Source organism: Streptomyces sp. NBC_00285 (assembly GCF_036174265.1).
In the GTDB taxonomy this organism is placed as follows: Bacteria; Actinomycetota; Actinomycetes; order Streptomycetales; family Streptomycetaceae; genus Streptomyces.
This window is the reverse complement of record NZ_CP108055.1, coordinates 7,607,792-7,622,101: the sequence shown is the minus strand read 5'-3', so window position 1 is coordinate 7,622,101 and position 14,310 is coordinate 7,607,792. Positions and strand designations below refer to the sequence as shown.

General features: G+C 72.1%; 11 protein-coding genes. 5 read left to right on the top strand and 6 right to left on the bottom strand.

Going from position 1 to position 14,310, the window contains the following annotated elements; translation table 11 throughout:
* Positions 1 to 9: 9 nt before the first annotated feature.
* Positions 10 to 597 (bottom strand): 16S rRNA (guanine(966)-N(2))-methyltransferase RsmD, encoded by a 588-nt coding sequence (rsmD, locus tag OHT57_RS35265; RefSeq protein ID WP_328750810.1) that lies wholly within the window; start codon positions 595 to 597, stop codon positions 10 to 12.
* Between the two features lie 106 nt (positions 598 to 703).
* Positions 704 to 2,923 (bottom strand): ATP-dependent DNA helicase RecG, encoded by a 2,220-nt coding sequence (recG, locus tag OHT57_RS35260; protein ID WP_328750809.1) that lies wholly within the window; start codon positions 2,921 to 2,923, stop codon positions 704 to 706.
* A gap of 167 nt (positions 2,924 to 3,090) precedes the next feature.
* On the opposite strand from recG, the gene OHT57_RS35255 reads away from it, so the two are divergent.
* On the top strand, positions 3,091 to 4,926 hold the full coding sequence (locus tag OHT57_RS35255; RefSeq protein WP_328750808.1) for an HSP90 family protein: 1,836 nt from the start codon (positions 3,091 to 3,093) through the stop codon (positions 4,924 to 4,926).
* Positions 4,926 to 7,859 carry a tetratricopeptide repeat protein gene (locus tag OHT57_RS35250; protein ID WP_328750807.1) on the top strand — a complete coding sequence of 978 codons (2,934 nt, stop codon included), beginning with the start codon at positions 4,926 to 4,928 and terminating at the stop codon, positions 7,857 to 7,859. Before OHT57_RS35255 ends, OHT57_RS35250 begins: the two co-directional genes overlap by 1 nt.
* A gap of 22 nt (positions 7,860 to 7,881) precedes the next feature.
* On the opposite strand, the gene OHT57_RS35245 is transcribed toward OHT57_RS35250, so the two are convergent.
* Positions 7,882 to 9,573, bottom strand: coding sequence for a DAK2 domain-containing protein (locus tag OHT57_RS35245; protein ID WP_328750806.1), 1,692 nt, complete (start codon positions 9,571 to 9,573; stop codon positions 7,882 to 7,884).
* A 256-nt stretch (positions 9,574 to 9,829) separates the two neighbouring features.
* On the opposite strand from OHT57_RS35245, the gene rpmB reads away from it, so the two are divergent.
* Complete coding sequence (rpmB, locus tag OHT57_RS35240; protein ID WP_328750805.1) at positions 9,830 to 10,015, top strand: 50S ribosomal protein L28; 186 nt, start codon at positions 9,830 to 9,832, stop codon at positions 10,013 to 10,015.
* Between the two features lie 254 nt (positions 10,016 to 10,269).
* On the opposite strand, the gene thiD is transcribed toward rpmB, so the two are convergent.
* The gene (thiD, locus tag OHT57_RS35235; RefSeq protein ID WP_328750804.1) at positions 10,270 to 11,082 is read right to left on the bottom strand and encodes a bifunctional hydroxymethylpyrimidine kinase/phosphomethylpyrimidine kinase; all 813 of its coding nucleotides are present in this window, start codon (positions 11,080 to 11,082) and stop codon (positions 10,270 to 10,272) included.
* Positions 11,079 to 12,047 carry a thiamine-phosphate kinase gene (locus OHT57_RS35230; RefSeq protein WP_328750803.1) on the bottom strand — a complete coding sequence of 323 codons (969 nt, stop codon included), beginning with the start codon at positions 12,045 to 12,047 and terminating at the stop codon, positions 11,079 to 11,081. Before OHT57_RS35230 ends, thiD begins: the two co-directional genes overlap by 4 nt.
* Positions 12,048 to 12,253: 206 nt before the next feature.
* Between OHT57_RS35230 and OHT57_RS35225 the strand changes: the two genes are divergently transcribed.
* Positions 12,254 to 12,487, top strand: a complete 234-nt coding sequence (locus OHT57_RS35225; protein WP_328750802.1) for an Lrp/AsnC family transcriptional regulator — start codon at positions 12,254 to 12,256, stop codon at positions 12,485 to 12,487.
* 20 nt (positions 12,488 to 12,507) lie between these two features.
* Positions 12,508 to 13,002, top strand: coding sequence for a DUF3515 domain-containing protein (locus OHT57_RS35220; protein ID WP_328750801.1), 495 nt, complete (start codon positions 12,508 to 12,510; stop codon positions 13,000 to 13,002).
* Positions 13,003 to 13,150: 148 nt separating this feature from the next.
* On the opposite strand, the gene OHT57_RS35215 is transcribed toward OHT57_RS35220, so the two are convergent.
* Positions 13,151 to 14,308, bottom strand: coding sequence for a D-alanine--D-alanine ligase family protein (locus OHT57_RS35215; RefSeq protein ID WP_328750800.1), 1,158 nt, complete (start codon positions 14,306 to 14,308; stop codon positions 13,151 to 13,153).
* Positions 14,309 to 14,310 lie beyond the last annotated feature (2 nt).

Here is a 14,310-nt window from a genome sequence, read left to right as displayed (position 1 = left end):
CCGGTCCGGTCATCGTGCGTCTTCGCACGTAGCGGCGGCGCGACCGTACCAAAACGTTCCCTCGCCGTAGCGACGGGCCTTGACCGCGTCGAAACCGGCCGGCCAGCCGAATTCGCCGCCTCTGGTGCTCCGCTCCACGGTGACCAGTGCGTCCGGCGCGAGCCAGTGTTCCGTACGGAGTGTGAGGAGGATCTCCCGAAGATCGTCGTCGGTGACGGCGTACGGGGGATCGAGGAAGACGAGGTCGTACGGCTCTGTCGGCGCCGGTGTCCGGATGATCTGTTCGGCCTTGCCTGCGCGGACCTCGGCGCCGGGGAGGCCCAGGTTCTTGACGTTCTCGCGGACTGTGCGGGCCGCTCTGGCGTCGGCCTCGACTAGGAGGGTGTGGCTCGCGCCCCGTGACAGGGCTTCCAGGCCGACAGCTCCTGAACCGGCGTACAGGTCCAGGACGCGTTCGCCCCGGAGCGGGCCGCCGAGCAGGGACTGCCAGGTGGAGAAGAGTCCTTCGCGTGCGCGGTCGGAGGTGGGGCGGGTGCCGTTGCCCGGCGGGACTGCCAGGCGGCGTCCGCCGGCTTTGCCGGCGATCACGCGGGTCATCTTGGATCCTTGGTCGTGGGCGGCTTCGGGTTCATTGTGGCTGGTCGCGCTCGCTCGGTGGTAGCCGTGTGTTCGATGCGGCCCCGCGCCGCCGGGGAGTCGTCTCTCAGCCCTTGTCCAGGTATTGCTCCCTCTCCTCGTCCAGGAGGGCGTCCAGGGCCGTACGCAGGCCGGGAAGTCCTGTCAGCTCCGGATCCGCCTCCACCACCGCCGTCGCCTCCTCCCTCGCCTCCGCGATGATCTCCTCGTCCTCGATCACGGCGAGGACCCTCAGTGAGGTCCTGGCGCCGGACTGGGCCTGGCCCAGGACGTCGCCCTCCCTGCGCTGCTCCAGGTCGATACGGGAGAGCTCGAAGCCGTCCAGGGTCGACGCGACCGCGTTCAGGCGCTGGCGGGCCGGGCTCGCCTCCGGCATCTCCGAGACCAGGAGGCAGAGGCCCGGCGCCGAGCCACGGCCCACTCGGCCGCGCAGCTGGTGGAGCTGCGAGACGCCGAAGCGGTCGGCGTCCATGATGACCATCGCCGTGGCGTTCGGGACGTTGACGCCGACCTCGATGACCGTGGTGGCGACCAGGACGTGGGTCTCGCCGGCGGCGAAGCGGCGCATGACCGCGTCCTTGTCGTCGGGGTGCATGCGGCCGTGCAGGACCTCGACGCGAAGGCCGCTCAAGGCGCCCTTGGTGAGCTGGTCGGCGATGTCCAGGACGGCGAGCGGCGGGCGCTTGTCGGCCTCGTCCTCGGAAGCCTTCTTCTTGGCGGACTTCTTGGGGTCGTCCTCCTCGTCGCCGATGCGGGGGCAGACGACGTAGGCCTGGTGGCCGTTCTCCACCTCCTCGCGGACCCGATCCCAGGCGCGGGTGAGGAAGTGGGGCTTGTCTGCGGCGGGCACCACATGGCTGGCGATCGGGGAGCGGCCGGCCGGGAGCTGGTCCAGGACGGAGGTCTCCAGGTCGCCGAAGACCGTCATGGCGACCGTGCGCGGGATGGGGGTGGCCGTCATGACCAGGAGGTGCGGCGGTTGTTTTCCCTTGCCGCGCAGGGCGTCCCGCTGCTCCACCCCGAAGCGGTGCTGTTCGTCGACCACCACCAGGCCCAGGTCGTGGAACTGCACCTTGTCCTCGATCAGCGCGTGCGTGCCGATCACGAACCCGGCCTCACCGGTGACCAGATCCAGCATGGCCTGTCGGCGCGCGGCCGTCCCCATCGAACCGGTGAGCAGGACGACCTTGGTGGCGTGCTCGGTACCGCCGAGCATGCCGCCCTCGGCCAGGTCGCCCATCATCTCCACGATCGAGCGGTGGTGCTGCTGGGCGAGCACCTCGGTGGGGGCCAGCATGGCGGCCTGTCCGCCCGCGTCGACGACGGCGAGCATGGCGCGCAGGGCCACCAACGTCTTTCCCGATCCGACCTCGCCCTGCAGCAGCCGGTGCATCGGGTGGTCCGTCGCCAGGTCGTCGAAGATCTCCTTGGAGACCTTCTGCTGGCCTTCCGTGAGGGTGAAGGGGATGCGGTCGTCGAAGGCGCTCAGGAGGCCGTCGGGGGACGGTTCGCGAGGGACCGCCGGGAGTTGGGCGTCCGCGTGGCGGCGGCGGGCCAGGGCGACCTGGAGGACGAAGGCCTCGTCCCACTTGAGGCGGGCCTGGGCGTCGGCGATGTCGGCCTTGGTGTGCGGGCGGTGGATCTTGAGGAGGGCTTCGGGGAGGGCGAGCAGACCGCGGCCCTCGCGCAGGGACTCCGGGAGGGGGTCGATCGCCTCCTGGGCGCTGGGCAGGACCGTCTGGACCGCCTTGCCGATCTTCCAGGACTCCAGTTTGGCGGTGGCGGGGTAGAGCGGGATCAGGGCGCCCGCCCAGGTCTCGACCGTCTCCTCCTCGTCCGAGCGCAGCAACTCGTAGGCCGGATGGGCCAGTTGGAGGCGGCGGTTGAAGAGGGAGACCTTGCCGGAGAACATCGCGCGGGTGCCCGGCAGGAGTTCCTTGTGGGGCTTGTGAACGCCGCTGCCGAAGAAGACCAGTTGGAGGCGGCCGCTGCCGTCCGTGATGGTGACCTCCAGGCGCTGGCCCTTGCCGCGGGGCGCCTTGGCGGAGGCGAAGGTGTGCAGGCGGGCGTCGGCGACCTGGGCGACCACGGTGACGTGCTCGTCCATGGGCAGGTCGGCGAGGTGGGTCAGCTGCCCCCGCTCCTCGTATCTGCGCGGGTAGTGGTGCAGGAGGTCGCCGACGGTGTGCAGGCCGAGGTGCTCGGCCATCACCTTCGCGGTGGCGGGGCCGAGCACTGACTTCAGGGGCTGTTTCAGCGGTTCTTCCAGTGCGGGCACGAGATCCATTGCACACCACGCCACTGACATTGCCGTATACATCCTGGGAAACCCCTGGTCAGACGGCTGGTTCGGGACTTAGGATGGCGCGCTCCGGCCATCCCCCGCGGTCACCGCCCCACCCGGGACCGCCCGACCCCGCGCCGTGCGAACGTCCCCCCACCGGCGCTGCGACGATGGATTCCCAGACCTCACAGTCATCACAGACACCCCAGGTACCTCAGCAACCTCATACGTTCCAGGTCGACCTGCGCGGTCTGGTGGACCTCCTCTCCCATCACCTCTACTCCAGCCCCAAGGTCTATCTGCGCGAGCTGCTCCAGAACGCGGTGGACGCGATCACGGCACGGCGGGCCGAACAGCCCGACGCGCCGGCCCGGGTCCGGTTGTACGCCGAGGACGGCGTGCTCCGGGTGGAGGACTCCGGGGTGGGCCTGACCGAGACGGACGTGCACAACCTGCTGGCCACCATCGGACGCAGCTCCAAGCGGGCCGAGGGGCTTCAGGAGGTGCGCTCCGACTTCCTGGGGCAGTTCGGCATCGGCCTGCTCGCGTGCTTCGTGGTCGCCGAGCGGATCCGGGTGGTCAGCCGCAGCGCCCGTACGCCGGACGCGCTTCCGGTGGAGTGGACGGCGAGCGACGACGGTTCGTACCGTGTGCGGACGCTGCCCCACGAGGCCCGTCCGGAGCCGGGGACCACTGTGCATCTGGTCGCGCGGGCGGGCGCCGCCGAGTGGCTCGCGCCGGCGCGGGTCCTGCAGCTCGCCCGGGACTTCGGCTCACTGCTGCCGTACGACGTCCGGGTCGGCGACGAGGCGGTCACCGATCTGCCCGCGCCCTGGGACCGGCCCTACCCCTCCCCCGCCACCCGCAGGGTGGCCCTGGCCCGGCACTGTCACGACCTGTTCGGCTTCACACCGCTGGACTCGATCGAGCTGAACGTGCCGCTGGCCGGGATCCGGGGCATGGCGTACGTCCTTCCCACGGCGGTCAGTCCCGCCCAGCGGGCGACCCATCGCGTGCATCTCAAGGGCATGCTGCTGACCGAGCGGGCCGACCAGCTGCTGCCGGACTGGGCGTTCTTCGTGCGCTGCGTCCTGGACACGGACAGCCTGCGGCCCACGGCCTCGCGCGAGGCGCTGTACGAGGACGAGACGCTGGCAGCCGTACGGGAGGCGCTCGGCGAGCGGATCCGGTCCTGGCTGACGGGGCTGGCCGCCGGTGATCCCGAGCGGCTCGCGGCCTTCCTGTCCGTGCATCACCTCGGTGTGAAGTCGCTCGCGCGGCACGACCGGGAGATGCTGCGCACGATGCTGCCGTGGCTGCCGTTCGAGACGACGGACGGGCGGCTGTCCCTTGAGGAGTTCGCGCAGCGGCACGCGGTGGTGCACTTCACGCGGACCGTGGAGGAGTACCGGCAGGTCGCGCCGATCGCGTCGGCGCAGGGCGTCGGCGTGGTCAACGGCGGTTACACGTACGACAGCGACCTGGTCGAGGCGCTGCCCTCGGTGCGGCCGGGGACCGTCGTCGCCGAGCTGGACGCGGACACCGTGACCGCCCATCTGAACCTGGTCGATCCGGCCGAGGAGCTGGCGCTGTCCGGCTTCCTGGCGGCCGCGCGGGCCAGGCTCGATCCGCTGGGCTGTGACGTCGTCCTGCGTGCCTTCCGGCCGCTGTCCGTGCCCGCACTGCACCTGGACGACCGGGGCGCCCGGCACGAGCAGGCGCGGGCCGAGGCCGAGGGGGAGGCCGACGACCTGTGGGCCGGCATCCTCGGCTCGCTGCGCGGCAGCGCTCCACGCGCGCGTCTCGTGCTGAACCAGCTCAACCCGCTCGTACGGCGGATCGGTTCGCTCGGTGATCCGGAACTGATCGGCACCGCAACCGAGTCCCTGTACGGGCAGGCGCTGCTGATGGCCCAGCGCCCGCTCAGGCCCGCGGACTCCGCGCTGCTGAACCGGGCCTTCATGGGCCTTTTGGAGTGGGCCACCAACGGCGAGGAGACCCCCTGATGAGCGGACCCGACGGGAGCCCGGGCCTCGACGCGCTGCGCCGGGCCATGGCGGAGAACTCCGAGGAGCCGGAGGGTCCCGCCCGCAACGCGCGCGCGGAGCAGCTGCTCGCCGAGGCCGAGAAGCTGAACATCCCGCTCGCGGTGATCGAGGCGCTCGGCCACCAGCTGAAGGTCTACAACTACAGCTCCGAGAAGGCCAAGATGTTCGTTCCCTTCGCGCGCCTGCTGCGCATGTGGGACGAACACCCCGAGGACTTCGACGAGTACGAGACGCACTCGCTGCACTGGGTCTTCAAGTGGGTGACGACCGGCATGCTCGACCAGCCGCACATCCCGCTCGGCGCCATGGAGAAGTGGCTCGGCGAGATGGAGTACCGCTACCGGCTGGCCGGGCATTCCGAACGGGCGGTGCGCAGCGCCGAGTACAGCGTGGCCTCGCACGTCGGGGACCTGACGCGGGCCGAGCGGGCGTACGCCGCCTGGCTGGCCGCCGACCGGGACACCATGGCCGACTGCCACGCCTGCGAGCTCCACGAACAGGGCTGGTGGCAGGCGCAGCGCGGCCGGGACGCCGAGGCGCTCGAACTGTGGGCGCCTGTCCTTGAGGGCGAGTTCACATGCGCCCACGAGCCGCACGCGGCCCTGGCCTCGTCGCTGACGCCGTTGCTGCGGCTGGGGCGGCTCGACGAGGCGCGCGCCAACCATCTGCGGGGCTTCCGGCTCGTGCGGTCCATGGAGAGCATGCGCGGTGCCTACGCGGACCATGTCGAGTTCTGCGCGCTGAGCGGCAACGAGGCCCGCGCTCTCGAACTGCTCGCGGAGCGGCCCGCGTACTTCACGGACGACGGCCATCCGCGCAGCAGGCTGGAATTCACGGCCGCGGTGGCGCTGCTGATGGACCGGCTGACCGGACTGGGCCGGGGCGACCAGCCGGTGCCGGGGCCCGCGGGCCGCACCTGGACCGCGGCCGAACTCGCCGTCCACGCGCGCGGGGAGGCCCTCGCGTTGGCGGCCCGCTTCGACGAGCGCAACGGCACAGACCACGTCAGCGAGCGGGCACGCGCGCGCATGGCTCAGGAACCGCTGGTGGAACGGCTGCCGTTGGGGGTACGGGCGGTCCGCACCGTCGCCGCTCCCGTGGTCGTGCCACCGGTCCCGGCGGTCGCCCAGGAGCCGGGTCTGCCCGCGCTTGTCGCCGAGGCGCGGCGGCTGTCGGACACCCTCCAGCCGAACGCCGTGGAGGCCTGGGCGGCGGTTGCGCGGGCCGCGCAGGGCAGGGAGGCGGACCTGGATCCGCGTGACCGGGCGGAGATCGCCGACCACGAGGCGATGGACCGCGGCCCCGAGGGCATAGAACTGTTCGAGCAGGCCGCCGAGTTGTACACGCAGGCGGGCGACCCCGGCGAGGCGCTGGCGGCACGCGCGCGTGCCGCGTACGTACGCGCGCTGGCCGGTGAGGTGGACGAGGCACTCACAGCGCTCGCCGGGCCGTACGACGAGATCCTCGCCCTGTACGCCGCGGACGACACGGGCGTACGGCAGACCGCGTCGGTACTGATGTCCCGCGCGCGGATCCTGCTGCGGCAGGTGCACGAGACGGAGGACGACGGGGTCCTGCCCGAGGCGGAGCAGGCCGTACGGGAGGTGCTCGCCCTCGTCGAGGGGCGCACCGGTGACGACGTCCGGCTCACCGCGCGGGTCGCCGAGGCGCAGGCGATGCTGGCGGAGCTGGCCGCCCGGGCCGGGGACGTGGAGTCGGCCGCGGAGCTGTTCGCGGGGGCCGCGACGGGGTTCGTGGAGGCGGGTCTGCCGTGGTTCGCGGTGGAGTACGAGGCGCGGCTGGCCGGGCTCATGCATCATCTGGGCGACCCGGCCGGGACCGAGGGGGCGCTGCGGGCGGCCCTGGAGCACGGCGGGCCGCACCTGGAGGCGATCGGGCGGGCCCAGCTCCACCTCCAGCTCGCCGAGGTCGTCGGTAGCCGGGGGCAGGCCGAGGAGGCTGCCGAGCATGCCCTGGAGGCCGCTCACTGGGCCGACGAGGCCGGTGAGGGCCCGATGCTGGGCGCATGGGCCAGGCAGCAGCTGGGCGGGTTCCTGTTGCGGCTGGGCCGGTGGGCCGAGGCCGCGGAGGTGCTGGAGTCGGCGCTGCCCGACCTGAACGCCGAGACGCACGGTGACGGGGCGGTCGTCCAGACGCTGTGGTGGCTCGGCGACTGTCTGGGCGAGCTGGGCGAGCACCGGGAGTCGGCCGAGCGGCGTCTCCAGGCCGCCGAGATCGCCCGGCACTGGCCCGAGCAGCACGACCATGCGACGCTCGCCCATCTCGCGGCCGAGTCGCTGGGTGCCGCGGGTCTGCCCGCCGAGGCGGACAGCGCGTACGCGCGTGCGGGGGATCTGTGGCGGGACCTCGGCAACGTCCACGGCCTCGTCCGCGCTCTGCGCGCCCGCGCGTGGCTCGCGCTGCGCTCCGAGGGCGGGGCGGACATGGCACGGGAGCGGATGGCGGACGCGGTCCGGGAGTGCGAGGCCGCGCTCGCCGACGAACAGGCCGACGAGGAGGCGCGGCAGCGGCTCGTCACCGAACTCGGGCACACCCACCGGCAGTTCGGCGACCTGCTGGCCCGTTCCGTGGCCGAGGACGCCGACGACGACTCGATCCGGGCGGTGCTGGAGGAGGCACTCGGGCAGGTGGTGGAGGCCATCGTGGTGTTCGCCTCGGCCGGTGACGACGCCCTGGATGCCCGCACCGGCGCCGAACTCGCGGCGGGCTGGCTGGCGGCCGACCTGAGCCGCCCGGCGCAGGCGGCGGCACGCGCGCGTGCCGTACTGGCGGCCTACGGCCGAGCGGACGCCCGTGACGACGAGACGGCACGGGCCCGGCGGGCCGAGGCCGAACAGATGCTCGGGCTCATGGCGGAGCAGGAAGGCTGAGGCCCCGAACCGGGGCAGGGACCTACTCGACCCCGATGAGCAGTACGGCCCCTTGCCGTCCGCCCCGGTACACCACCGTGTCCACGGCCAGGTACGACTCCCGCACCCGCGCCTCCAGGTGGTCGGCGACGGAGTCGGGGGCCTCGTCGCCCAGGACGAGGGTGACCAGCTCGCCGCCCGCCGAGAGCATGCGGTCCAGGACGGTCTCGGCGGCGGCGGTGACGTCCGAGCCGATCACGGCCACGTCCCCGTCGATGAGACCGAGGACGTCACCGGCCTGGCAGATGCCCGCCATGGTCCAGGACTGGCGTTCCGCCATCGCGACCTCGGCGTACCGGGTCGCGCCGGCCGCCGAGGTCATCTGGACGACGTCCTCGTCGAACCGGCGCTCCGGCTCGTGCACGGCGATTGCCGCGATGCCCTGGACCGCGGAGCGCGTCGGGATCAGCGCGACCCGGATGCCCTCCGCGCGGGCCTGCTCGGCTGCGGCGGCCGCGGTGTGGCGCAGGTCGGCGTCGTTGGGCAGCAGCACGACCTCGCGCGCGTGGGCCCGTCGTAGGGCTTCCACGAGTTCCCCGCTCGCGGGCGGCTCCCCGGGGCGTGCGAGCACGGTGGTCGCGCCGGCCTCGGCGTACAGACCGGCCAGGCCCTCGCCGGGCACGACGGCGACGACGGCACGCTGGGCGCGCTCGCGGGGCGGCCGTTCGGCGCCGGTGGTGTGCACGTCCCCGAGGGCGAAGTGCGTGATCCTGATCCGGTACGGCCGCCCGGCCTCGACGCCCGCCTCCACGGCGGCGCCCGCGTCGTCGACGTGCACATGGACGTTCCACAGCCCGTCGCCGCCGACCACCACGAGCGAGTCCCCGAGCCCGTCGAGCCGTTCGCGCAGCCGTGCCACGGCCGTGTCGTCGGCCTCCAGGAGGTAGATCACCTCGAAGGCGGGGCCGCCGGTCCCGGGGGCGTCGGCGCACTCCTCGGGCGAGGTGGAGGGCGAGGCAGGCGCCAGGGAGGCCGGTGAGGTCACGATCGTGCCGGGGACCACCGGGACCGCCCTGGGCGTCTCCCCTGTGAACGTCTCCAGCAGCGCCCCCAGTACCGCCACCAGCCCCCGTCCGCCGGCGTCCACCACGCCGGCCCGCTCCAGGACAGCCAGTTGGCCGGGTGTCGCGGCGAGGGCGGCACGCGCCCCGTCGTAGGCGGCCCGGGCGACCGTCCCGCAGTCCCCCTCCGCTCCGTCGGCCGCGTCGGCGGCGGCCGCGGCGACGGTGAGGACCGTGCCCTCGACGGGGTGGGCGACTGCCTGGCGGGCGGAGTCGGCCGCGTGCCGCAGGGCGAGCCGGAGTCCGTCGCCCTCCGTGTGAGCCGTCTCACCGTCGGCGGCCAGTACCTGGGCCATGCCCCGCAGCAGCTGGGCGAGGATCGTGCCCGAGTTGCCGCGGGCGCCTATGAGGGCCCCGTGGGCCATCGCGCGCACGGCGTCGGCGAGAGTCGGGCTGCCCGAGCCGTGGGCGTCGTGCGCCTCGAACACGGCCTCCACGGCCGCGGCCGCCGATTCCGCCGTCAGATACAGGTTCGTGCCGGTGTCCCCGTCGGCGACGGGGTAGACGTTGATCGCGTCGATCTCCTCGCGCGCCAGCCCCAGGGCCCGCAGCGCGAGGCCGCACCAGGTGCGTACCGCGAGAGCATCGAAGAATGTCTGCGGCACCTGCGCCACCTGCGCCTCCTCGGGCTGCTGGACTGGACGCAGCGTAGACCCCGGACGGGTATCCGCCGGAAGAGGGCCGGGACCGGGGGCCCGATCAGCCATGGTAGTTTCGTTCTACTGGCGCAGTCGTTGTATGCTGCTCCGGTTGCCCGATGCAGATCGGGCCATTCCCCTGGCAGCGCCACTCAGATCTCTGATCCTACGATCTCGATCCCGGCCCGCCGGGATCCCACCGTAAGTGCATCTGAAGTCTTTGGAGTGACCCGTGGCTGCCAACTGCGACGTCTGTGGCAAGGGGCCGGGCTTCGGCAACAGCATCTCGTTTTCGCACCGCCGTACGTCCCGTCGCTGGAACCCGAACATCCAGCGCGTCCGTACCGTGGTGAGCGGGACGCCGAAGCGCGTGAACGCTTGCACCTCGTGCATCAAGGCCGGCAAGATCGCGCGCTGACGCACAGCTGAAGCGCGCGGCCTCTGCTGGTTCGCTACAGAGCCGGTCCACCTCAGGGTGGGCCGGCTTTCTGTTGTGCCCGGAGGAAACCCCGGGCACCTGACGGCCTGCGCCAATCGCCGCTCTGCGCTTTGGCATCCTGGGCCCGCTTCGGGTACGTACCGGCGCCCACACCCTCCTCAAGCTCATGCTCCTCGACGAGGGACGCTTCACCGACGGCCCCTACGACGCCGAGCCGCCCGCTGGAACCGGCATCAAGCTGCCGGAGTACCCGCTGTGAGCGTCCGCTTCAGCGCCCAGCCGTGGTCCACGGGGCCGATCCCGGCGCCGAGCGCGAAGCCGGCGGCGATCGCCCCGGTGACGTACTCCTTGGCGGCCGTCACCGCCTCCGGCACCGACTGCCCCTTCGCGAGCTGCGAGGCGATCGCGGACGCGAGGGTGCAGCCCGTGCCGTGGGTGTGCCGGTTGTCGTGACGCGGTGCGCGCAGCCAGTGCTCCTCGGTGCCGTCGGTGAGCAGGTCCACGGCGTCGCCGGGAAGATGGCCCCCCTTGATGAGCACCCACTGCGGTCCGAACGCCAGGACGGCCTCGGCGGCCTCCTTCAGGTGGGACTCCGACTCGACCCGGACGCCGGTGAGTTGGGCGACCTCGTCGAGGTTCGGGGTGGCGACGGTGGCGACCGGGAGCAGCCGCTGCCGTACCGAGTCCAGCGCCTGCGAGGCCAGCAGGGAGTCCCCGTGCTTGGACACGCCGACCGGGTCGATCACGGCCGGCACGTCCGTGCCGCCGATCAACTCGGCCACCGTCTCGACGAGTTCGGCGGAGGCGAGCATCCCGGTCTTCACGGCCCGGACGCCGATGTCGTCCACGACACTGCGGTACTGGGCGCGCACGGCCTCCACCGGCAGCTCCCAGATCCCCTGCACGCCAAGGGAGTTCTGCGCGGTGACCGCTGTGACGACACTCATGCCGTGCACGCCGAGCGCGAGCATGGTCTTCAGGTCGGCCTGGATGCCGGCGCCGCCGCCGGAGTCGGAACCGGCCACCGTGAGCACCGAGGGCCTCACGACTCGATGTCCCCGCCGAAGTGGTCCCAGCCGCCCTTGCTGGTCCAGGGCGCCCCGTCGACGGTGACCTGGGGCAGCGCCGAGGGGTTGAGGACCTCGCCGATCACCTTCCAGCGGGCCGGGAGTTTCACGTCCGGCGGGAAGGTCGCCACGATCGCGTGGTCCTCTCCCCCGGTCAGCACCCACTGCATGGGGTCCACGCCGACGGCCTGTCCGATGTCGTTCATCTGGGTCGGGATGTCGATCGCGCCGGAACGGACGTCGATACGGACCTTGCTGGCCTCGGCGATGTGCCCGAGGTCGGCGATCAGCCCGTCACTCACGTCGCACATGGCGGTCGCGCCGAGCGCCGCGGCGGCCGGTCCCGCGTGGTACGGCGGCTCCGGGCGCCGGTGCGCCTCCACGAACGCGCGGGGCGAGCGGAAGCCGCGGGCGAGCACCGCGTAGCCGGCCGCCGACCAGCCCAGCCAGCCCGTCACCGCGACGAGGTCGCCGGGCCGTGCGCCGGACCGGGTGACGGGCTCCTGGCCCCGCAGATCGCCGAGGGCGGTGATGGAGACCATGATCGTGTCTCCGCGTACCACGTCCCCGCCGACCACCGACGCGCCGGCCACCTGGCACTCGTCGCGCAGGCCGTCCATGAGCTCCGAGGGCCAGGTCACGGGGAGTTCGGCGGGCACGACCAGACCGAGCAGCAGGGCGGTCGGCACGGCGCCCATGGCGGCGATGTCCGCGAGGTTCTGCGCGGCGGCCTTGCGGCCCACGTCGTAGGCCGTGGACCAGTCGCGGCGGAAGTGCCGGCCCTCGAGAAGGATGTCGGTGCTCGCCACGACCCTGCGGTCGGGTGCGGCGACCACCGCGGCGTCGTCGCCGGGACCCACCCGGACTGCCGGGGTGGTGGTGAGACGGGAGGTGAGCTCCCTGATGAGCCCGAACTCACCGAGCTCACCAACAGTGCCCTTCATTGCCCTTACGCCCCTTCTGTGCCGTGCCGTGCCCGGTCGCGCGTCATCAGTGTCCTCGATACGGTCGAGGGGACCGTGAACTTCTGTCGTGTCCGCACCCCGGCACGGGCGTCCACGCCCCCGCGGGTCTCCCCGCGACGAGCGGCGACGCGATACCGTGGCGTTCCTTTTCCCCACATGATCCTCGTGGCCGCCCTGGAGGTTCCGTGGTACAGGCGTACATCCTGATCCAGACCGAGGTCGGCAAAGCGTCGACCGTCGCCGAGATGATCAGCAAGATTCCGGGGGTCATCCAGGCCGAGGACGTGACAGGACCGTATGACGTGATCGTCCGCGCACAAGCCGACACCGTAGACGACCTGGGCCGGTTGGTGGTGGCGAAGGTCCAGCAGGTGGACGGCATCACCCGTACCCTGACCTGCCCGGTCGTCCATCTGTAGCCCCCGTCTACCCTTGGCCGGTGAAATTCTTCCGTCACCGGCGCTGCTCCTCCGTCCTCGGGCTGCCCGCGTTCGCTCTGCTGATCACGGTCGCGGGCTGCTCCTCCGCAGACGACGACGCGTCGGCGGTGGTTCCCTCGCCGGGGGCGGGCGTCGCGAAGTCGTGCCGAGAACTGGACCGGGTACTGCCGTCCAAGGCCGACGGTCAGAACCGTCGGGACCCCGAGCCCGCATCCGCGCTGACCGCGGGCTGGGGTGACCCCGCGATCATACTGCGGTGCGGTGTCGTGAGGCCCTCGAAGATGGACGACCCCGAGGCCGACGGCGTCGAGGTCGACGGGGTGGGGTGGCTGCTGGAGAAGCAGGACGACGGGTCGTTCCGGTTCACCACGACACTCAGGAAGGCGTACGTCGAGGTGACGATCCCCAGGAGCCGCACCGGGAACGGCATGGCGCCGCTGGTGGATCTGGCGCCGGCGATAAAGAAGGCGATCCCCGAGGGGATCGCCGACTAGGGCCGCCTGACGGGTCTCCGTAGGAGAAGGAGCGGCCTTCGGTGCGTGCGATCGGCGTGCGGCGGGGGTCCCCCTCGCCTTTGGGCGGTGGGGGTGCGTGCCGGGCGCCGCGGAGATCCATCGGAGGGGCGGCCGCGGCCACGACCGGTTACCGAAGCCCCGTGGGCCTGCGCAGCGCCGCGTCGATCAGCCGGCTCACCAGCTCCGGGTAGGCGATGCCGCTCTTCTCCCACATCTGCGGGTACATCGAGATCGGGGTGAAGCCCGGGAGCGTGTTGATCTCGTTGATCACGAACTCGCCGTCCTCGGTGAGGAAGAAGTCCGCGCGGACCAGGCCCTCGCAGGAGGCCGCGTCGAAGGCGTCGACCGCGAGCTTCTGGACCTCGGCCGTCTCCTCGGGCGTGAGCGGCGCCGGCACGATGCCCGGGGTCGAGTCGATGTACTTCGCCTCGAAGTCGTAGTACGCGTGCTCCTGCGGCGGCGGGATCTCCGCGGGGACCGACGCGCGCGGACCGTCCTCGAACTCCAGGACGCCGCACTCGATCTCACGGCCCCGCAGTGCCGCCTCGATCAGGATCTTCGGGTCGTGGCGCTGCGCCTCCGCGATGGCCTCGTCCAGGCCGGAGAGGTCGTCGACCTTGGTGATGCCGATCGACGAACCCGCGCGCGCGGGCTTCACGAAGAGCGGCCAGCCGTGCTCGCCCGCGAAGTCGACGATCTTCTTGCGGGCGGCGGACTCGTCCCGCTCCCACTCGCGCGGCCGGATCACCACGTACGGGCCGACCTTGAGCCCGAAGGAGGTGAACACCCGCTTCATGTACTCCTTGTCCTGGCCGACGGCCGAGGCGAGCACACCCGAGCCCACATAGGGGACACCGGAGAGCTCCAGGAGCCCCTGGAGGGTGCCGTCCTCGCCGTAGGGGCCGTGCAGGACGGGGAAGACGACGTCGACCTCACCGAGCGCCTTGGGCACCGATCCGGGCTCGCTGTAGACGACTTCGCGGTTCGACGGGTCGACGGGAAGCACCACGCCGCCGTCGGTCGACTCGGCCAACTCGTCGACGTCCGGGGTACGGCGGTCGGTGATCGCCATCCGCTCCGGCGCATCGGCGGTGAGGAACCAGCGACCCTCGCGCGTGATGCCGATCGGCAGGACGTCGTACTTCGTCCGGTCGATGGCCCGCAGTACGGCGCCGGCGGTGACCACGGAGATCCCGTGTTCGGAGCTGCGCCCGCCGAACACGACGGCCACGCGCGGCTTGCGGGACGGCTGCTCAGGGCTCTGGGGGAGGTTCTCGGTGCTCATAT